Origin of the sequence: Flavobacterium sp. 245 (assembly GCF_004362055.1) — a bacterium.
GTDB lineage: Bacteria > Bacteroidota > Bacteroidia > Flavobacteriales > Flavobacteriaceae > Flavobacterium.
Genome location: NZ_SNXB01000010.1, coordinates 167972 through 188221, shown reverse-complemented (window position 1 = coordinate 188221; position 20250 = coordinate 167972). Strand labels below are relative to the sequence as shown.

The following is a 20250-nucleotide window of genomic DNA, read 5'->3' as shown; positions in this document are numbered from 1 at the left end:
TGGAAGACGTCTTTCTTGTTTATTTAAATGGTTTACTCGAATTAAATTTCAATTCGGTTTCCTTCTGTATCTCGGAAATAGTTTTAATTCGACCCGATTTTATCCAATTTAGTAGCTCTCCACGATAGAAATAGAGACGCTTGCCCTGTTTATTGGCTGGAATCTCATTTTTACAAACTTTAGTATAAATTGTAGCCACAGACAATTTTAACAATATTGCTGCTTCAGAAATAGTAAGTAATTCATCATTAGCTGCTACCGCATTTAATTTATTTTCTTGTAAAAGTTTTTCAATACTGTCAATTCTTGTAAGTAGCTCACCAATAATATCAGGTAAATCTTCAAATTTATATGGTTTCATAGCGTGCATTTATTTTATAGATGAAAAATTTCTTTTTACATCATATTAATTTCTTAATTTTTGTGAATATCATTTGTTTTATAAATGAAAGTAATAAATTAAGCAGCTACACTTAAAGTACTGTATTCAAATACATTATAATTCGGTGTATTCACACTTAAAATTCGTTTTAAGTCCTCCAAAAATAGGTGGTTTGGAATTTGTATCGTAGCGTCACTTAAGGAGACAACTATATAATAGTTGTCTCTTTTTTTATACACAAATTTGTAGATTTTTCAAGCCTTTACGACCTGATATTTTATGGTTCGAATTTTTTACAAGGAATCTTTAGTCTGTTTGAAATAAACAGTCTAAAAGTGGCTTTATTACAGATTTAATCGAAGCTGAACGATGGTTCGAAGTCCCGTTAAGGATATAGGATTTTTTTCTCTTTTGTTTTATCGTAATTTTTTGATACTAAATATAGTAATTCCAAAATAATTTTGGCCTCCTTCTCATCTACCTGAATACCGTTTTTGGAAAGAATAATAACGGCTTTTTCTACTGAAACATTCTTCTCAATGAAGTTCATTTTTTTTATTGGTTTTTCGGTTACTTTTTTTTGATAGTATTTTTAAAAAAGCTTGATTTACATTTAAAGAAAGTGCACCTGTTTTAAAATCAATATCAGTCGGTGGAATAAGATTTACAAGATGCCTTTTGTCTGAGACATCAAACTCAGAAAATCTTTGAAAGATTTCGACTAACGCTTTCTCTTCTACTTGATTTTTTTTATCAATAGCTTTTAATTTAACAACAATATCACATGCTTCCTTTTTAAGATTTTTGGTACTGACTTGATTCTCTTTTTTTAATTCATTGTAGTCATCAATTTTTAATATTCCGGCTATAAATAATTTTCTGCCTCGAGAAAGGGTCACTCCCTCCTCTTTTATTTTCCTCTCTAATACTTTTTGAGCGTATAAATAACTTGCTTTCTGTGTCTTTATATTCTGGTCTTCTAAAATGTTCTTAAATAATTCAATTGTATTATTTGAGAGTATTAATTGTTGAAGTTTATTTTGATAACAATCATTAAGAAAGACCGCATCTATCCTTGTTTTACAACCATAATGACAATGATAATATGGATATTTTTTTGATCTTCCTTTTGAAACACTACCGCTAAGTTTTCGATCACAAACAGGACATGTTAAAAAACCTCTAAGAAAAAATAATGATTGTAAATCATTTCTTTTAGCAGTAGTTCTTCTCTTTGTATTAATAACAGACTGAACCTGATTAAATAAAGACTCTGCGATTAAAGGTTCGTGTAATCCTTTTACCATCTGCTCTTCACTAGAGTCAAGTTTGACTGGTATAAGCCCACAATAAACTGGGTTGTGCAAAATCCTGAAAAAGTGTGACCTTGAACATATTAAACCTTTATCATTAGCTATTTTGATGATTTCAGTTATTTTATGATCATTTTTTGCAACTTGATAAAAAGCCCATTTTATAATTTCGGCTTCAGGCTCTTTAGGAGCGATACCTTTTTTACCATCCATTGATGTCAAATTGATAAATCCTAATGGTGCCTTACTAGGATATCTACCCATCAACTTCGCTCGACGAATGCCGTTTGAAGTGTTTTGAGCTCTCCGGGTATTTTCTGCTTCCGGTACAGCTAAATATACAGCTAGCATAACTGTACTTTCCGGTACAGAGAAATCGATTGGCTGATCAATAGCCTTCGCTGTTGTTTTATATCTCCGAAGCTTACCAATCATTTCGTACGCATATTCAATATTACGACTGAATCGATCCCATTTAATAAATAGTATATTTTTGTCTTCTCCTGATGATTTCTTTTTGATTTCTGAAAATAATCGGTTCCATTCTGGCCTATTGAAATTCTTTGCAGAGAAATCTTCGCGATAAATTCCCTTAACTTCGATATCGTAATATTTACAATACTTCAATAGTCTGTCCTCCTGTTCTGGCAAGGAGTAACCTTTTCTTTTTTGTTCGTCCGTACTTACACGAACGTATAAATAGGCTGACTTCATATAATAATGTATTGGTTAGATTCACTACTGAATATTTTTAATACATGAACTTATTAATAAAAAAGTACTCATGTTCTTCTAGTAAAACGCTATACATAATAAAAATATATACAACCCATTAAAAATCAATAGCATTTTTTTAATGATATTGTATTCACGGCTTTTAATTACTAAATTTAAGCAAAACATGACAATAGTTATTCTGTTTTATAAAGAGAATGCAAAATGGCACAAAAAAAACAAATTCCGAAAATACAGCACTTCGTACCACAATTTTTCCAGCGTTTCTTCTCCTTTGAAAATAATGGAAAAACCATCGGCATGTTCGAGACTAATAGGAATGTTTTTAAAAGTCATGTAAAAATATCCTCGCATCTAGGCAGAAAACATTTTTATGGGAGCGATGGCGAGCTTGAAGAGTGGCTTGCAAAGCTCGAATCAGATTCTGCCCCAATCTTTAGAGAAATGTGGGAAGGAGAAAAACTGCCTATTCCACAAAGTCTTAATCATTCTAAAATGCTGCATTTCCTGATTATTTTGGATCTACGAAACCCTATTCATTTCAAAATTCTAAAAAAATTTGAGCAAAGACTTCCAAATACTAAGTCTAAAATCAGCGAAGGTAATATCTCTACCGATATGATTCCTGGATTACAGGGACAACAATCAGACAGGGGAAAACTGAATTCGCTAAAATCTGCAGAACTGCTGGTACCTGATCTTTTAAACCTAAAATATAAGCTCATTAAAAATAAAACCTCAAATCCTTTTATTATTTCGGATAATCCGCTTGTCATGTATAATCAGTTTTTAGAAAAAAGAAACTGGAAATTTGGCAGCCAGAGAGATTTTGGATTAAAAGGACTGCAGCTGTTCTTGCCGCTAAATGATTCGTATATGTTAGCTGTATATGATTCCGATATCTATAAACTCGGAAATAAAAAAGAGCATATAGTATTGATAGATGATAAAAAGAGTATTGATCAGCTTAATCTCTTGCAATTTCTCAATTCCGAGTCTACTGTTAATTTCAATCACAAAGCTTCTGAGCATTATATCAGAACTCTTCAAGAAAAATCGAAAAAGTATAAAAAAGCCAATGATGACTTTATCAATGTGCATGAAATCAAAGTTCCGAAAGGTATCGATAACCTTACAGCGCAAATGATTGAAATGGGAGTGTCAGACTTGAATATTAAACTGTCGCTTCAGAAATTAAATTTTATCTCAAAATCTTGTACAGTTAAACTACATACCATTTCAGATCAGTATAGAAAAAATGTAAAATACAAGGCATACACTTATAATATCTATACCGTTACACCGATTGAGAAAAATTTTAAATAAGCATAAAATTAAAAACCTTATTCCAGTTCAACCTTAAAACCACGTAATTCCCAATATTCGATTACCGCATCTTCATGTTCAATCGTTTCGGCACCGTATCTTCCCGAACGGAAATTTAGTACAATAGAATCAGGATTTAAAAACCAAAGTTCACCTCCCTGTAGAGCAGCTCCCCCGCCAGTCATATTACTATGACAAACACATTTTCTTTCCGCAATTGGGTTAGGCGTACTTTCAATGATTATATACAACGTTCCTTCAGTATCTATAATCCACAAATAACGAGTCTCTTTACTTAAATTATCTAAAGTGGCAGTAAAAACTGAAGTAAGTCCTGGACTGTGTACAGGAATCAGTTCTGCTTTAAAGAGTATATCTTCTCCAACTGCAACTGTTTTTGGAATATTGGGGTTATTTTTATTGTATCTTTCAAAGGGTAATACAGCAGGGCCAAGTCTATCTAATAAACTTCTAGTTGGTTCACTCATAGACTAATATTTTCTATCCCCTTTTTCCAAAACCTCTTCGACCATATTAATATCGGCATTATCTAATTCCAGCACTGAAATCAGTGAGATCTTCTCCAGATCATCATTTCGGTATTTAATCCTTTCATTTGACGTTGCAAAAACTTTCCTGTTTTTCGGACTGAAATAAAAGACCTGACCCGAGCGGGTAAATGAATCAACTACAAACCTTTCATTTACTAAATTGTGATTGACTGCCAACTGTTCGGTAAAAAAAATTTCACCTAAGATAACGACCAGTTTCCATAAGTCTTTTTCCTCCTCTAAATAGCGGCTCGGCTGGAAAAGAATCGAAAATTTTGTATCGCTGTAGGGTGATTTAAAATCCAAAAATTTATAAACTAAATCAGATTCCAGTAATATGTTAAGTTTTTTATTACTGATATAAGGAATTCTGGTATTGAGATGGTAGCTGCCTTGCAGGAATATTTCTTCAAACTCTGCATTAACTACGCCCTTTATGCCGACATTTTCATTGTATATTGATTTGGAATATTCAATTAAACTCCTTTTGGGATATACTTTGACAGAAGGTCCCAGCTTCAAAGATCGGGAAACCCTCCCCAGCAGACGATTTTTCGTATCTTTGGCTAATTCACCTTTAATAGGCACGCTGTAACCACTCTTGAATTTTACCTGAATACTTGCCGGACGCTTAACGGTCTTAACCTTTTCCTCATTGCGTTCTACTACCCATATTTTTGAGATATGTACACCTGCAGGCTGTAAATAAACATAGTTTTCCATTAATTCTCCAATCGCCGCAAAACCTTTAGAATTAATCGTTTCGGATTTTATTTTTTCTCTGACGCTCATCATAATTCTTTTTTACTAAGATAATACATTCTTGCTATATTATTAATTTCAACCTGCTGAAAATTTACTGGAAAGAGCCCTTTCGCCTGAGACATTATTTGATTTTTCAAAATCCTCAACATGCTTTTTAAAAAGCACTAGGTCACCTCGTCCTATATTGGTGTAATACAAAAATTCATAGGCTTTAGGTTTTAAAATGTTGGCCTTTCTTGTAGGCAGTGATTTCAATAATCTTTCCGCAGCTTTGAAAACATGTTTTCTTCTAGAAAAGACCAAGATATCCTGTGCCAGCTTAAAATACTCTTTTTTAGTCTCTTTATCAATTTGTTCATCCAACAAAATAGGACCATATATCCTATGCAGAAAAGTCGAACGGTTACTGTAACAGATATATTCAAGCCAGTTTTTAAACCTTCCTTCCCTGGCCACTTTATCTAAATTGTTCAGTATAGCTAAGTAGGCCATTGTGGCATTGTCAGCTTCAACCGGCAGATAGGTGGAAGTAACCGATCTTGAGCCACACTGCAGAAAGGCATTTGCAATAGAATTAAAGGTACCGTATATCGGTGCTGTCCCACAGGCAGACAAAAACACAAGCGGCACCACTATATTATTGGCAGTAATAAACTCATAGGTAAGATCATCACTGCCCATGTGGAGAAAGGTCTCTTTGGTTTCCTTATTTACGCCCCCATGTGTATCTATAATCAAAAAATCAGGATTGTGCTTTCTAAGCACCTCCAAAAACTCATCATTGGATGCGCACGTAACAACAATGAAATTATGTTTTTCTGACATCTCGTACAGTATGGAATGCCACTTTATAAATTCATCGTCATCCGTTCCAAGCACCACCAATGTCTTAGAAATGATGTTTTCAGAAATCTTAAAGTCCATCATCGAATTAACCGCAAAGGATATAATCTGGTTATTAAAACTGGTTTCGGGAATCCGGGTAATGTCATGGGTAAAAGATAAAGGAATATTATCGATCCTAAGCCATTCAAACGGCAGATCGGTCACAGAGATAATCTGCGAGTTCCTGCCGGCTAAATAAGTTCTAAATTCATCGCTTAACACAGATTCTGAAATGCTGTCCCCTATTTTGCCCAAAGTATCACTTATTTTAAGCTTTTCCTTTAAAATTGTAAACTTATCAAAGTGTTTAGGACTTATAAAAGATAAGTCGCTGTACAAAGATTTTCCTTTTATAGGCAGGCGGATATAGGGCATTAAATTGAAGCTGGCCAAAAGAAAACACGTACTGTCCAAAAATATTAGGCGTTCTTGAAGCAATTTACCTCCAGTACCGTAAAACACTTGGTTTTCCTCAATATCATTAACTGTTATAACATAATTAGATGACTGTTCAACCTGAAGAGCCTCCATAATCTTTCCAAATATCGGACTGCTTTTATCTGTGTAAAAGTCTGCAACATCAGGATTATGAAAAGGAAGACAGAAAAAAATTGGATTGAGCTGCCCGCGCTGCTGTTCGAAATTTTCAAATAATTTAAGCTTTGAAAATAGCTTGTCAAACTCCTTGCTCTGATCGATAAATAAATTTAGCCGATTAAATGAATCCCGCTCTTTCGCTGCTTTGATCCTGATGTTGGTCAATTGCTTATCTGTCACTTCATCGGGAGAGCCGAAATTCCCTAAATAATTGTTATACGTAAGGAAGTTGGTTTTGGTCGGAAGGAAATTAGTATGGTATTTTAATTCATTCTCCTGATAAACAGTAGACAAATACAGCCTCGGTTCTTCATGTATTATATTGAAATGCTTGTAAATCTCTTCATCTTGCGTAAGTTCGCTAAGCAAGTCAAAAATGCATGAAGTACCAGAAAAATCCTTATCATGGTCCAAATTTAAAAAATAAACAAATTTAGATCCCAACTCTTTAACAATCTCCTTTAATTGCTGGTCTTCTGCCCTGTTTTCCTCTATCAGGACTACAGCTACCTGCCGGGTTTCCTCTAGTAGTTTTATGACCAACTCCCGATCAGACCTTTTATAAAATGCAACGGTGTAAGGATTATAGTTTAAATAATTAACCTCCGAAACGGCATAAAATATTGGATCATACAACTGATAAAGGTTCTTGGGAAGAAATTTTAAAAAATCAAGCGACTTAAAGTTTACATTGGCTGGCGGTACAAAGGGCAGCTCCATCTCATACTCGTCAATTAATACAATGTAAAGAATGTTGGTACGCTCTATATTTCTTATTCTCATTACTGTAGTGCTTTATTAAAAATATTTCCTAAACAATCCTAGACAAATCCTCTGGAAATGAAATAGATCTGTGGTCAATGATTCTACTGTTGCAATGATACTTCAAGCACTGCGGGCTTTTGGGTCCTGAAGACAATCTTAAATCCGGTCAGTTCCGGGTAGAACTTACTGTTATGGAAAAAATCTTCTCCTGCTTTAAAATCTATAAACATATTTTTTAAATCCATATACTGCCTTTTTTGAATATCAAAGAGATTAGTGATCCAAATCACATGATATTGTGCCCCATATTTTCGAGCCGCCCTGATCTCATTTATTGAAATATGGAATTCAGGCTCTTCTCCAGTACTGGTTTTTACCTCTACATAATGTGTTTGGTTGTGTTCATCTATATACCGCATGTCGTAACCTACAGCTTCCTTGTCCGGTACAAAACCAAGGCAAGGCGCATTCTCCGAAACCCATGTGACATTACTGTTATAAGCGGCCGATAATTTCAAAAATAACAGCTTTTCGCCCTGTTCCCCTATGTAATTAAGGTAATTCTGGTCCACAAGGTTGGTACGACCTTGCCCCCATCCGCCTCTTGATCCCCTATATGTATTGATCTTATACATGGCATGGCTCAGTACATCATACCCGTCCTGTGGTTTTTCTTCAATAATGCAGTCCGCTATTTCCAAATGATCTTCTGCCACAACTGGAAAATGCGGTTTTTTAAAATTCTCTTCTGTCGCACTCTGCTGATGAGGTTTTCCATACAAACCGCCGTAAAAATTCTTTAAGGCCTCGAACTCTTCAAAATAAAGCAAGCTGTTATAATGCTCTTGGGTCATAAACATTTCCAGCTGTGCAAGGCTAAAACCTTCCGCTTTCAGCATGGCTCTCAGCTGCCTCTTTTTACCGGCCAGTGACCCCAAGAGTTCTTTCCAGAGCACACCATGCTGCGCCTCATTCAGCTCTTCAGCGGTCAGGCTCAATTTTGGGTATTTGTGATTAAGTGTACGCAACAGTTCAATGCTCGCTTCAAATTCAAAAATGCCGCCCTCACTGCTCTCAAGTTCTAACTTTTCAGTCTCCATCAGTGCATTACAAAACTTTGATCTGCTTTCAATTCCCTGATTTTTAAAATATTGGAACAGCATCCATTTTAAAGAAGGTAAATTTTTATTCCTGTATGCAGTAAACTCCTGAGATCTTAAATAACCAAAGTTGATTGGTTTTGGAAGTCTCAGGTTAATATCCTCAAAAGAAATCCCCTCAATGCGGATGATTTCTTTAAGCAGTTCAAAATTTTCGGCAGTGTTTAAGTTCAGATAGTTCATCCTTTCAAACCATTTTGAAATAACCTCCGAATCCGCTGAGAGGTTTTCTTCCAAAACGCTGCAATTTTCCGTAGACAGCAGCAGTGACTTTTCATTACATTCTTCCACCCCTTTAGCAAATAATACCGCAGACCAGAATTCCTGTTCAGCTGTTTTTTCATTGTCTTCCAGGATTAGTTCAATTTCATGCACCCGTTCATTATCATATTCAATATCTTCGAGTGCCTCTTCAAATGTTTTGCTCTTTTTGGAATGGAACAGGTCCTTTATGAGCCTGTTAATTCCAAGATCCTTCTCGAGATATTCCGAGAGCACACTGTTCAAAATTTCACCCAAAAGACTTTTATGATCCGCAATGGGCAGGTATTTCTTTGAAATATAAATGGAATTTACATCAGTATCAAAATAGAACTTCATTTCCAGAAAAGTTTTAAATTCTGGTACAGAATTCAGGCCGATTTCTTTGGTTAAATCCTCCTGGCAGATTCGCAGTTTTAAATCTTTGAGCAGTGAAAAGGTCTCATTTTTAAGATGTCCTTCGATCTTGTCTTCCGCCGCAATAATAACATAAGCCGCATTAGGTACTTTTTCAAAAAGGACGCACTCCTGCTGATGCTCCGGTATGTGAACTGATTCGGCTATTTCAGCAGATGTCCTTCTGCCAATTCTGCTGAAAATCCTGCCTATTTCATTTCGGTCGCTTTTGGTAAAATAATATTCTAGCATCTCTTTTGCCTCAATTGGAAGATTATCAAATTTCAGGCGGTCATCAACATGATAAATATTCTCCGGTTTCTGCCAGGAAATCAATTCGCTACCCTCACAAGTCTTCCTGCATAAAAAGCTGGTGCCTTTGAGCTCTCTGAATAAAAGTTCTCTCTGCGAATTATCAATCTGTGTGTACGTATTGAAAAGATATTTTAAAATGACATGGTAAAAACGTTTAAAATCCGCATCCAGAGGCTCGTCTTCCTTTTGCTGGTATTTTGATGCAGTAAGATTTAAAATCGAAATGATACTGCTTCTGCTGTAAGTGTTAAAGTGGTTGATTTCGAGTATTTCAATAAAACTCCTGTATTTGTCAAAATCCCCAACAAGAATATCCAGCCTATTTGCCAGATGTTTTTCATTCAATGCATCAAGCCGGTTGAGTCCCACTATATCTCTAACTAGTAATGGAGCCTGCTGATCCTGGCTCAGAAAAATCCACGACTTTTCCTGAAGAGTCTTTGTAAATGAGGTCAGGGACATAAATTGTTTGACCGAATCCGTACTCGAAGCGAGTGTAGATTGCACTTTAAAATCCAGTACATCTATAGTGGAAATTTTGGCCTCGTAGCGAGACCAGCTGGAATAAATAGAATTGAAAAAGAAAAAATTAGGCTTTGACGGAAAATCCAGCATCCTGTCATTTGAAATGCGAAAACCATAAGCACTCCTGCCTGTCTTCATGTTAATTTTCCTTGTCCTTTTTGAATCCGACGTGGTGTCGATGGCTTCTTTAGAAAAGTAAACGGCCGGTATATCCCAGACACCGCATTCGGCAAAGAAACTCAATAATTTTTCCCCGCTCTGCCCTTGCATTTTCTCCAAACAGTTCTCTATATCGACGTACGAGGCCTCAGGATAGATCTCCATTAGCGATTCAGATTCAAAGTAAACAGGGCTGTAAACCGGCATTACCCATTCCATTTTATTTTTGACCGGAAGATAAATTTTACGGGAGATAGAATCTTTGGTACTCTGCTGAAGCGATTCAAGTCCTATTAAAAACCTGAGAATAGAGTAGTTTTCAACAAGCTCGTTATCAAATAAGGTAAGGGCCTTCTCCACCAGATCGGCACGACTGTATTCCTTAAGCCCAATATAGCGCACGCTTTTAAGCACATCTTCCGTCTTAATCTGTATCTCTGGATGCAGCAAGATCAGCTGACCTGAAATATCCTCAGGAATGTTTATCGCGTTTTTACCCCCCGCACTGAATATGTCATCTTTCTTACTATAAAGTTCGTTGTTACCGCCTAAAAGAATTTTCCTCTCATAACTGTTTATATTGTTGCGGATTAAAAATGAATAAAGCTTTTCAAAAAAAGCAGGATTGTGTACTTCTTTCTGTGCAACATTCTCTATATATTTTAAAACGTCTGCATTGGACAATGTTTTGATATTGAAATTATCTACCAAAAACTTTTTGATTTTTTCTTCACAGGTAAATACATGTCTGCCCTCGATAGTATGACCTTTCAGGAAAACATAAATTTCTTTTGAACAGTAAATAATTTCTTTTGGTTCCACATAATATTGAGCTGCATCAATCCAGATGAATTTCCTTTTTCTGAGTTTAGTAGTGTAGACCCTGTAAAAGTATTCCAGCTTATCACTGCTCCTTTCAAAATACACATAGTCTATCAGTTTGAGCTTATAGTCCTGCTCCAGCAGGTAATCCAGCAGCTGGCCAGTCTGCATGGTTGAGATTTCGTCAAAAATAAACTTGTTTAGCCTTGTGTCTCGTATGGAGGTCCTCTCGGGATTGCAACTGAAATTACTATGGATAATGTAGGGAAAGCCCGTGATAATCTCCAATGGATAAAACAGAAATAGTTTGGAATTCATTCTAGGAACAACCTTCAGGTCTTCACTGCATTCAAATACCGGTTCTGTCGCATCTTTCAGAATCAAATATAACACTTTAAGTAATTTAAAATTTAGGCCGCCAATTTACAGAATGATTTAAACATAGTTTTCCCTGGTTCAATCATCTGATTCTTTCTCAACATATGCACAACTTCAATTCCGCTCAATGTTCGTCTGGCCGATTCAAAACTTTTAAAACCTAATCCATTTTGTATTCGCCACTTGATAAAACGATGATCCTGTTCAATAATATTATTGAGATATTTACACTGTCGGATTTTAATCTTTGAGAACGAACGGTTATTATATACTTTGATCGCTGCGGTATTAGAACCGCTTTTATCAATGTTTATTACTCTTGGCCGGTAGTTATTACTAATGGCTTTAATTAGAAATGACTGGGCACTCATCCTCTGCCTTCTCTTAGTTAATAAGAAATCAACTGTATTGCCTAGTTTATCTACTGCTCTATATAAATAACACCAAATACCTTTTACTTTGATATAGGTCTCATCCAATCTCCAACTTGTACCGACTTTACCTTTTCTTTTCTTCATCTCTGCCTCAAGCAAAGGTGCAAACTTATAAACCCAACGCTGAATCGTGGAATGATCCACAATGACTCCTCTAATCTTCATTATTTCTTCAACATCTCGATAACTTAAAGTAAACCTAAGCTTAAAATATACTGCCTGCAGAATGATAGACTTTGGATAGCAATGACCTTTCGTATTCATTTTTTGATGGGTTTAAAATTATAAAGATAAAAGTTATTCCCAGATGCGACAGAACCAAGCACTCATGTCATACTAAATAAAACGTCATAGACAACAAAAAAGATATACAAACCTTAAAAAATCAATAATATTTTTTTAAAAATGATATTGAAACATAACCCACAATAATTATGTTCTAAATGAAACAATCTTTAAGATTTAAAGTTGCGATAACACTAGCCCCGATAGTAGTGGAAATCCTTTTGTGCCACCGTTCGACACAAAAGATTGGAACGTATAGCGGGAATAACTCCTGAAAAAAACATTAAACCTAAAATAATATAACGTACAAGCCTGGATACCTGATAGCTATTTTATAAATGCAAAGTATTATTCTGTAAAAAAAAGCGTTGCGATTCTTTTTACATTTGATAAAAGACAAAGCACAAACGAAAGACAAGCAATAGAATACCGGCAGCCTTGCTGAAGAACACTCCTTTTAAAAAAACGACACCAATAATTTAATTTAAAAAATAAAATGACAAATTCAGAAACACCACATAATTACGATCAGGAGGACCGTAATTTTCAAAACGCAAACACAGCCCCACAACGCAGCGATGAGAACAGCAACCCTTATGATTCAGAAAATCTTGACCATGAATCCGGCAGCGCGTCCAAAGATATAACCGAGAAGGACATTGAGAAGGATCTTATAGAAAATGATCCCTCCGAAGGGTTTGAAACTGATATTGATACCCACAAGGGCGATGAGGAAGAAAGCGCGTCCTTTCAAACCATTGAACCCGATCAGGACAATCCCGTTAACAGGGAATTCGAAATTGGGGAGCTTGGCAATGAAGAACTTAAAGAAGATGAACTTACCAGAGATGAATCGCGTCATGGTGCACTGTATAATAATAAGCCTTCTCAGCGAAAATTTTAATGCACAGATTTGATACATGTATAAAACCTCTTTGAGCATTACCGCTGAAATAGGCTTTAAAAAAGTCAATAGTGCCCTTATAGTCCTGGCAGGTTCTGTTTCTGTATATTAATTATCGCTTATTTAGCAAAATAAGCCTTTGATGACTTATAATAAATCATTGCTGGGGAACTTTAAAAATAGTTTTTGAATACTTGGGAAGGACATATACCGTCCTGTTTGCTTTTAAATATTCTGACGGGGACAGGCCGACATGTTTGTTAAACGCCCTGTAGCAGGTAGTCTTGCACTTAAAGCCTGAGGCCAGCATCATTTCCTTCACTGATAAATCTTTCCACTGCACATCATTAATTTTTTCTTTAAAATAAGCAATCCTCCTTAAATTGACATAATCAGTAAAACGCGAATTAAGCTGCGAATTGATAATGTAGGAAATAACATGAAGCGAAATTCCTGTCTCCCTTGCAAGGTCCGGCATAGAAAAATCATTTTTTAAAAAAAGCTTTTTAGCCCTCAAAGTCTTTTCTAATTTTGCCAGATACACTTGTTTTTCTTTAGTTGTCAACTTTTCATATCCCATATTATTTGTATAATATCTAATAAAAAATCAATTAATGAATTTACTACTAAAAGTTTTAAGCAGATAAGGACAATACTCTTAAATGAAAAACAGCTTTCCTTACACAGGGTTTGTACAGGTATTTCAATATTTTTCTCTTTGTATTGTTAACTGACTTGATTTTTGATTCTTCATTACGATGAGGAAATAAAAGAAATACTGCAAATAATAAAGAAGAGAATAATCTCTTCTTTATTTGTTTACAGCCAAAAAAACCGCGAAACACCTTTACTTCTTAATATCAGCGGGCAGTTTAATCCCTTTTTGATCCAGTAGTTTCTTGGCTTCCTGGATATTTCTGAATCTTGTAATTCCCATTTCCCCGGTATAGGTTTCTCCCTGTAGTGGTCTTGGAGGATATTGAACATAAGACTGTATCAGCTCCTGAGTCGCTTTATTAAATATTGGCAGTGTCCATGTTTTTTCTGTAAAACTATTCATAAACAAATCATAACGTTCCTGAGGATCCTGCCAAAGATCATATATAGCGGGAACTGTAGCGACATAAGTTTCGTCTCCTCTCCATCCAAGCTGTTGACCTGGAGAATCACTTCCTGCCTGAGCGCCATTATCCCCACGCGTATTAAATACAGCCTTAAAATGTCCAACCCTTACTGCGCCAGGGGACAGCTCAGCTTCTGTAAAGTAAAACCAGCGGTCACGCAGTGGCGTTCCTTTTTGAAAAAGCACATTGGCCATATCCATACTGTCAAAAATTATTGGCTGTCCTTCACGGTCATTTTTAGGGAGCGTAATCCCTGCAAGATTTGCAAAGGTTGCCATTAAATCCAGGCCGCCCACAATATCATTACTATAACTTCCAGCTTCAATTTGTCCAGGCCACCATGCGATTGCAGGAACACGGCTTCCCCCTTCTCTATCAGTTCCTTTAGACCCTCTAAAAGGGGTGTAGCCGGCATCAGGATGGACATCCTGCCATGCGCCATTATCTACTGTGTAAATTACAATAGTATTATCTGCAATACCTAGCTTTTTGATTTCATCCATTACCCGACCAACATTATAGTCCATTTCCATAACGCAGTCAGCATATTTGCTTCCCGCAGGGGATTTTCCCTTAAACTGTTTTGAAGGTACATTAGGCTGATGGTTCTTGGCAAAATTCACGCACATAAAAAATGGTTCGCCTCCCTTTCCATAAGAATCTAGTTGCTTAAGTACATTATCGGTCATCATCATGTCCAGCTCTGCAATATTTTCTTCTGTTACTTTAGACACTTCCCTTGCCTTTCCGCCTGCTTCACCTTCTAATATACCCGTAGTTACTTTTTTGAAAAAAGCAAGCATTTCTGGCGACATATCCGGATTCCATGATTGAAACGCGTACGTATAGGCATTTAAGTGATAAAGCACAACATTTTGCATTTTATCAAATCCGTGCGCTATGGGCATCGCATAATCATCTTCTCCTAAATGCCACTTTCCGGAGAAATAAGTTTTATAATTGGCTTGTTTCAAAACTGATGCAAGTGTCCATTCCGCTTTGGGAAGTCCACCGCCCTGTCCCTGAAAAGCCACAGTGGTCATACCACTTCGGTTAGGATTACGACCTGTAATCATCGCAGCTCTTCCTGGTGTACAGCTCGGCTGTCCGTAAAACTCCCAAAACTGCATTCCTTCTTTTGCCATCTTGTCTAAATTGGGCGTAGGCATACCACGGCTCTTTCCTCCACCATATACCCCTAAATCACCATATCCAGTATCGTCTGAAATCAGCATAATAATGTTTGGTTTCTTCTTTGTCTGCGCATTACTTACAAGGCCCTGCAGGCATAAAAGTACTAGTAGTGCTAATAAAAAATGTTTTTTGTTCATAATAATGGTTTTATAAAATTAACAATGTTGACATTATACTTTCAGGGTAATAATTCTTGCGAAATTATGGCTATAGTTAATTGTGAGTGGGCAGAGAAGAAATGGTGTTACTAAAATCTAACGTAGTGTAAAGTTAAAGAGAGCATTTACCTGATTGGCAAAAATGTGGTTTCATTTTATAAAATGAAACCACAAAACCCAGTACTTTATGTGTAATAAGTAATAAAAAATCATTGGTATGAGTATAAAGACGGGGTACCAATGTAAAGTTCTCCAGTATAAAATAGGGCTCTTCGGCAGCCCCAGGCCCTGATTGCTTCGCCAGTTCGCTGCCGTTTGGGTGCAACGTATAGCGGGAAATGCTCCAAAAAAATAATATTAGATCCAATTAACGCAACGACACGATGGTTGCAAAATATAAAAAAGCACAAAGACACTATCACATTACTTATCAAATAGTTAACTTCGATATTTAGATATTTGGCTTATGGCAGAACAGCGCAAAAAATACGATCGCATTTTTAAAGAGAACGCAGTTAAAGTAAGCTATGAAAAAGACACTATTAAAGAGTGTGCGGATGAACTGGGAATATTGCCCTGCATACTCACCCGGTGGCGAGCGGAATACCAAAAATTTGGATCGGGAAGTTTTCAGGGATCGGGCTATGCAAAATTCCATCCAGATAACAGGAGTACTTTTGAGCTTGAAAAAAAATATAAAGAATCAATACTTAAATTTGATATTTTAAAAAATGCAACGCCGCATCTTTACCAGGGCGACCTAATAATTTATCAGTTCATAAAGGATAACGAAAAAAAATACTCAATAGCGAAAATGTGTAAGGTCCTGGAAGTTGGAATTGGAAGATACCTCAGATGGAAAAAACATGGAATGCCAGAAAAACAAAAATATATGTTTTTATTAAAAAAAGATATTACCTCAATATTTTTCAAATTTAAAAAACACTGCGGAAAAAGACAAATTACCAGTGAACTCCATAATCTTGGTTATAAAATTACAGACAGGCAGGTATCTTTCTACATGAAGCAGTTAGGCCTGAAACGGGTTCTCAAAAGAAAATTTAAGGCAACAACCGATTCCAGTCATAATTATTATACTGCTCCCAATATTCTAAATCAAAATTTCAGTATAGATGCTCCCTCTAAAGTTTGGGTATCAGACATCACCTACATCCAAACCAGCAGAGGCTTTTTATACCTAACCATAATTATGGATTTGTTTGACAGAAAGATAATCGGCTGGAGCTTAGGCTGTAGGCTTTTCACTGCAACAACCACATTACCAGCACTGGAAATGGCGGTAAAAAACCGTAAGGTTTCAAAAGGATTGCTATTTCATTCCGATAGAGGAGTTCAATATGCCAACAAAGCCTTTACCAAAAAACTTACTTCTTTTGAATTTATACCTAGTATGAGCCGCAAAGGCAGTAGTATTGACAATGCTGTTTCTGAAAGCTTTTTTAATTCTTTAAAAAGAGAGCTAATACATCGAAAAAGCACATTGATTTCTCAAAAACTTATGAAGGCCGAAATTATTGATTTTATCGAAAATTGGTACAATAAAAAAAGAATGCATTCTGCATTAGACTATAAAACTATAGAACAGTTCAATGCAAATAATAACTTAAGTATGCCTGAGTAATTTTATAAATATAAATGGTCAATAAAATTAAGTACAATGACAAAACGATAGTATAACTATGACTAACATAGGAATCCAGGTAATGTTAATAAAATAAATTTAAAGCCAATGCATGAAAAGAACCAAAAAAGAATATGATTTTGCATTTAAGGAGAAGGCAGTGCTTTTAAGTTATGAAAGAAGTTGCAGTCTGGCAAAACTTGAAAAAGAACTAGGATTGTACACAGCCGCACTCAGCTCTTGGCGCCGGGAATATGAAAAATTTAATAATGAAGATTTTTCGTCAAATAATTACTTAAAATTAAATATTGAACGACAAATAAATGAGGAACTTGAAAAAAAAATTAAAAAATTAGATTTCAAATTTCAAATTTTAAAAAATGCCGGTAAATATATTTTACAAGAGCGATCCATGATTTTTCGTTTCATGGCAAGCAATGAAAAAACATACTCTATTAGGCTAATGTGTGAAGTTTTAGGTCAAAATAGAGGTACTTACCGGTCCTGGAAAAATCAGGTCGTAACAGAAAAGAAAAAAAGGAAAATCCTAATGCAGAAAAAGATCACTTCCATATTCTTTGCTTATAAACAGCGTTACGGATGCCCCCGAATTACAGTTGAACTCCAAAATGCTGGATATAAAATATCATGTAGTACAGTATATGAATATATGAAAGAATTAGGTTTGTCCAGCAAAGTAAAAAAGAAATAAATGGCTTAATAAATAATTATTGAATTTTAAGTTAAAGAGTAATAAAACAAATTTATTAATTTTATTTTCAGTTAGTTAAACAAACAAAACAGTAATTATACACTCAAATTTTTAATTATATTTGAGTATACAAATGAGAATTTTGCTAAGTATTATTAAAGTATGTAATGCAAACAATGATGAAACCAGATAAAGACACATTTTATAAAAACAAAACAGATAAAAAAACATTACCGCACATTAACATTGAAGAATTAATAAATGATGATACATGGGATTTATTCTTTAAGTTAATTTCTAATTATTATAAACTTTTAGATAACCAATTAGAAGAGCATGATCTTACCGATGCACAGCGTACCTTAATGGCCTTTAATATATTGTATGGTGAAATTACAACTGGCTGTTTTTTAGAACTAATCAAAAATGGCTACTGCAATTACATTTTTGAATTCAGATTCTCTGAAACTTTAAAAAAATGGGAAGCAATAGAATTGGCAGCAATTATTGATCAGGCCAGAAAAATATATTTTCTAAAGAAAACCGAACTTGAAACATTAATAACGACTTACGAAATTTTTGAAATTTATCATCATTATCCCGAATTTAATGTTCTGGACAATGCGTTTTTTAAAATCATAAATTTCCAGGCAGATAAAATTAAACGCTACATTCAACATCATATCGATGAATTTGCTATCGTTGTTTAATTTGACGCCAGAATTATTTGTCCTTACAAAATGGTTACTGTTTTCTAGTCTTTTCTTTTATATGTTCTTGCTAATTTCACTTCCAGAAGTTAACTTTCCATCGTATGCCTATACTAAGTATATTGAAGGTACAAGTAAGATACAATTTTAAGAATTACAATTAGCGCACTAAAATCAGACGATTCCAAGTACACCTATAGTTTACCTTTTATCAATAACTTTGTGAAACGCCCATTGCCAAAGGTATGACATGTGGATTCGGTATGATACTGCTCTATAAATAATGCGAAAAAATTAGTTTTAGAAAATACTTGTGTTCTGAAATTTAACTTATTTCGACTTGTGAAATAGAATCTCTACACAAATTCAAAACATTTATAAATGAATTTGAAATACCGTTTTCAACCTCCCGTTTAACTTCGCTATAAAATATTCACCAAAACTGAATACTGATATAAACGATTAAACTATGAAAAAAACCTTCAGCCTATTTCTAGCTATTTCTACTATTACTTTAAGCTCTTTTGCAAAATCCAATCAAGGAGATCCAACTTATGATTGGTTTAAGAAAACAACAGAAGTAATTCAATTTCAATTAAACAAAGCCGCCCAAACATATAAGCCAGGAAAAAATCCACGTTCTGTAAATCCGAACGGAACGGTAAGGTTAGCTGGTTTAACAGATTGGACAACCGGATTCTTCCCTGGAAGTCTGTGGTACGGATATGAACTCACAGGCGACAAAAAATTAGCAGAGGAAGCTAAAAAATTCACATTGGCCCTTGATTCTATCCGTAATATAAAAAACACACATGATGTTGGTTTTATGTTGTACTGCTCTTATGGAAATGCTTACAGAATTACAAAGGAAGAAATCTATCTACCTGTATTGAAGGATGGAGCAGCAAACCTATACGCCCGATTTAATCCTAAGATTGGAGTAATTCGTTCCTGGGATTTTCCCTGGTGGCATTATCCTGTAATTATTGACAATATGATGAATCTCGAATATTTATATTGGGGAGCAAAACAATTCAACAAACCAGAATATACAAATGCTGCAGATACTCATGCGTTAACAACTATGAAAAATCATTACAGAAAAGACTTCAGTTCTTATCATGTAGTTGATTATGATCCTGCAACTGGAAAAGTTCTGCGTAAAGCTACACACCAGGGATTAACAGATGAATCAGCATGGGCGCGTGGACAAGCTTGGGGGTTATATGGCTATACGGTATGTTATGAAAAAAGCAAAAATCCGAAGTTTTTACAACAGGCTGAAAATATTGCCAAATTCATTATGAACAATCCCAGAACTCCAAAAGATAAAGTACCGGTTTGGGATTACGATGTTCATAACGCATTAGAAACTGATGACCTTGCTCCAAGAGACGCCTCAGCAGCAGCCGTTATTGCTTCTGCTTTATTAGAATTGAGTACACAGGTAAAAGACGGTCAAAAATATGTTGATTATGCAGAGACAATATTAAAATCCTTATCGTCAGATGCTTATTTGGCTAAAGCAGACGAAAATCATTATTTCCTTTTAAAACATAGTGTCGGCGCTTTTTTATACAATTCTGAAATTGATACTCCCCTTGATTATGCCGATTATTATTATCTGGAAGCTTTAAAAAGATATGCCGAGATCAAAAAAATTGAGCTTTAAAAAAGTTGAAACCTGTTAAATTAAATACGAACATTAAAACACATTTATTATAGAAAAAAAACCACAAGCTTTTTTGGCTG

Annotated in this window: 16 protein-coding genes; 6 read left to right on the top strand and 10 right to left on the bottom strand. The window is 35.2% G+C overall.

The features are described 5' to 3' along the window. Nucleotides 1–19: 19 nt before the first annotated feature. The 3 genes from EV145_RS18050 to EV145_RS18040 all read right to left on the bottom strand — a co-directional run bounded on the left by EV145_RS18050 (nucleotide 20) and on the right by EV145_RS18040 (nucleotide 2409). A complete protein-coding gene (locus tag EV145_RS18050; protein WP_166638483.1) occupies nucleotides 20–361 on the bottom strand; it encodes a helix-turn-helix domain-containing protein in 342 nt (113 codons plus the stop codon). 406 nt (nucleotides 362–767) lie between these two features. Further along, on the bottom strand, nucleotides 768–932 hold the full coding sequence (locus EV145_RS18045; protein WP_133526587.1) for a PTS sugar transporter subunit IIBC: 165 nt from the start codon (nucleotides 930–932) through the stop codon (nucleotides 768–770). Further along, on the bottom strand, nucleotides 919–2409 hold the full coding sequence (locus EV145_RS18040) for a recombinase family protein (RefSeq protein ID WP_133526586.1): 1491 nt from the start codon (nucleotides 2407–2409) through the stop codon (nucleotides 919–921). Before EV145_RS18040 ends, EV145_RS18045 begins: the two co-directional genes overlap by 14 nt. 225 nt (nucleotides 2410–2634) lie before the next feature. Between EV145_RS18040 and EV145_RS18035 the strand changes: the two genes are divergently transcribed. Then, nucleotides 2635–3756, top strand: a complete 1122-nt coding sequence (locus tag EV145_RS18035) for a DUF4238 domain-containing protein (protein ID WP_133526585.1) — start codon at nucleotides 2635–2637, stop codon at nucleotides 3754–3756. A 17-nt stretch (nucleotides 3757–3773) separates the two neighbouring features. Here EV145_RS18035 and EV145_RS18030 read toward each other — a convergent pair whose 3' ends face one another. The 5 genes from EV145_RS18030 to EV145_RS18010 form a co-directional block, all read right to left on the bottom strand. Next, the gene (locus EV145_RS18030; RefSeq protein ID WP_133526584.1) at nucleotides 3774–4244 is read right to left on the bottom strand and encodes a hypothetical protein; all 471 of its coding nucleotides are present in this window, start codon (nucleotides 4242–4244) and stop codon (nucleotides 3774–3776) included. A 3-nt stretch (nucleotides 4245–4247) separates the two neighbouring features. Further along, the gene (locus EV145_RS18025; protein ID WP_133526583.1) at nucleotides 4248–5102 is read right to left on the bottom strand and encodes a hypothetical protein; all 855 of its coding nucleotides are present in this window, start codon (nucleotides 5100–5102) and stop codon (nucleotides 4248–4250) included. A 45-nt stretch (nucleotides 5103–5147) separates the two neighbouring features. Further along, complete coding sequence (locus EV145_RS18020) at nucleotides 5148–7337, bottom strand: CHAT domain-containing protein (protein ID WP_133526582.1); 2190 nt, start codon at nucleotides 7335–7337, stop codon at nucleotides 5148–5150. A gap of 83 nt (nucleotides 7338–7420) precedes the next feature. Then, the gene (locus tag EV145_RS18015) at nucleotides 7421–11341 is read right to left on the bottom strand and encodes a DUF3883 domain-containing protein (protein WP_133526581.1); all 3921 of its coding nucleotides are present in this window, start codon (nucleotides 11339–11341) and stop codon (nucleotides 7421–7423) included. 26 nt (nucleotides 11342–11367) lie between these two features. Then, nucleotides 11368–12033: an IS6 family transposase gene (locus EV145_RS18010; protein ID WP_133526580.1), complete on the bottom strand. Its 666-nt coding sequence runs from the start codon at nucleotides 12031–12033 to the stop codon at nucleotides 11368–11370. Nucleotides 12034–12550: 517 nt separating this feature from the next. Here EV145_RS18010 and EV145_RS18005 point away from each other — a divergent pair. Continuing rightward, entirely contained in the window at nucleotides 12551–12958 is a 408-nt protein-coding gene (locus EV145_RS18005; RefSeq protein ID WP_133526579.1) for a hypothetical protein, read from the top strand. Nucleotides 12959–13115: 157 nt separating this feature from the next. On the opposite strand, the gene EV145_RS18000 is transcribed toward EV145_RS18005, so the two are convergent. Then, nucleotides 13116–13538, bottom strand: a complete 423-nt coding sequence (locus EV145_RS18000; protein ID WP_133526578.1) for a helix-turn-helix domain-containing protein — start codon at nucleotides 13536–13538, stop codon at nucleotides 13116–13118. Between the two features lie 267 nt (nucleotides 13539–13805). Continuing rightward, a complete protein-coding gene (locus EV145_RS17995) occupies nucleotides 13806–15413 on the bottom strand; it encodes an arylsulfatase (protein WP_133526577.1) in 1608 nt (535 codons plus the stop codon). A gap of 487 nt (nucleotides 15414–15900) precedes the next feature. Here EV145_RS17995 and EV145_RS17990 point away from each other — a divergent pair, with 487 nt between their 5' ends. From EV145_RS17990 to EV145_RS17975, 4 genes are all read left to right on the top strand, one after another. Next, entirely contained in the window at nucleotides 15901–17076 is a 1176-nt protein-coding gene (locus EV145_RS17990) for an IS3 family transposase (RefSeq protein ID WP_133526576.1), read from the top strand. A gap of 112 nt (nucleotides 17077–17188) precedes the next feature. Continuing rightward, nucleotides 17189–17788, top strand: a complete 600-nt coding sequence (locus tag EV145_RS17985; RefSeq protein ID WP_133526575.1) for an IS3 family transposase — start codon at nucleotides 17189–17191, stop codon at nucleotides 17786–17788. Between the two features lie 176 nt (nucleotides 17789–17964). Beyond that, complete coding sequence (locus EV145_RS17980; RefSeq protein ID WP_166638482.1) at nucleotides 17965–18498, top strand: DUF4375 domain-containing protein; 534 nt, start codon at nucleotides 17965–17967, stop codon at nucleotides 18496–18498. Nucleotides 18499–18967: 469 nt separating this feature from the next. Then, a complete protein-coding gene (locus EV145_RS17975) occupies nucleotides 18968–20170 on the top strand; it encodes a glycoside hydrolase family 88 protein (protein WP_133526573.1) in 1203 nt (400 codons plus the stop codon). Nucleotides 20171–20250 lie beyond the last annotated feature (80 nt).

Coding starts and splice junctions, on each gene's coding strand:
- EV145_RS18050 (WP_166638483.1), bottom strand. CDS start 361: ATGAAACCATATAAATTTGAAGATTTACCTGATATTATTGGTGAGCTA.
- EV145_RS18045 (WP_133526587.1), bottom strand. CDS start 932: ATGAACTTCATTGAGAAGAATGTTTCAGTAGAAAAAGCCGTTATTATT.
- EV145_RS18040 (WP_133526586.1), bottom strand. CDS start 2,409: ATGAAGTCAGCCTATTTATACGTTCGTGTAAGTACGGACGAACAAAAA.
- EV145_RS18035 (WP_133526585.1), top strand. CDS start 2,635: ATGGCACAAAAAAAACAAATTCCGAAAATACAGCACTTCGTACCACAA.
- EV145_RS18030 (WP_133526584.1), bottom strand. CDS start 4,244: ATGAGTGAACCAACTAGAAGTTTATTAGATAGACTTGGCCCTGCTGTA.
- EV145_RS18025 (WP_133526583.1), bottom strand. CDS start 5,102: ATGATGAGCGTCAGAGAAAAAATAAAATCCGAAACGATTAATTCTAAA.
- EV145_RS18020 (WP_133526582.1), bottom strand. CDS start 7,337: ATGAGAATAAGAAATATAGAGCGTACCAACATTCTTTACATTGTATTA.
- EV145_RS18010 (WP_133526580.1), bottom strand. CDS start 12,033: ATGAATACGAAAGGTCATTGCTATCCAAAGTCTATCATTCTGCAGGCA.
- EV145_RS18005 (WP_133526579.1), top strand. CDS start 12,551: ATGACAAATTCAGAAACACCACATAATTACGATCAGGAGGACCGTAAT.
- EV145_RS18000 (WP_133526578.1), bottom strand. CDS start 13,538: ATGGGATATGAAAAGTTGACAACTAAAGAAAAACAAGTGTATCTGGCA.
- EV145_RS17995 (WP_133526577.1), bottom strand. CDS start 15,413: ATGAACAAAAAACATTTTTTATTAGCACTACTAGTACTTTTATGCCTG.
- EV145_RS17990 (WP_133526576.1), top strand. CDS start 15,901: ATGGCAGAACAGCGCAAAAAATACGATCGCATTTTTAAAGAGAACGCA.
- EV145_RS17985 (WP_133526575.1), top strand. CDS start 17,189: ATGAAAAGAACCAAAAAAGAATATGATTTTGCATTTAAGGAGAAGGCA.
- EV145_RS17980 (WP_166638482.1), top strand. CDS start 17,965: ATGATGAAACCAGATAAAGACACATTTTATAAAAACAAAACAGATAAA.
- EV145_RS17975 (WP_133526573.1), top strand. CDS start 18,968: ATGAAAAAAACCTTCAGCCTATTTCTAGCTATTTCTACTATTACTTTA.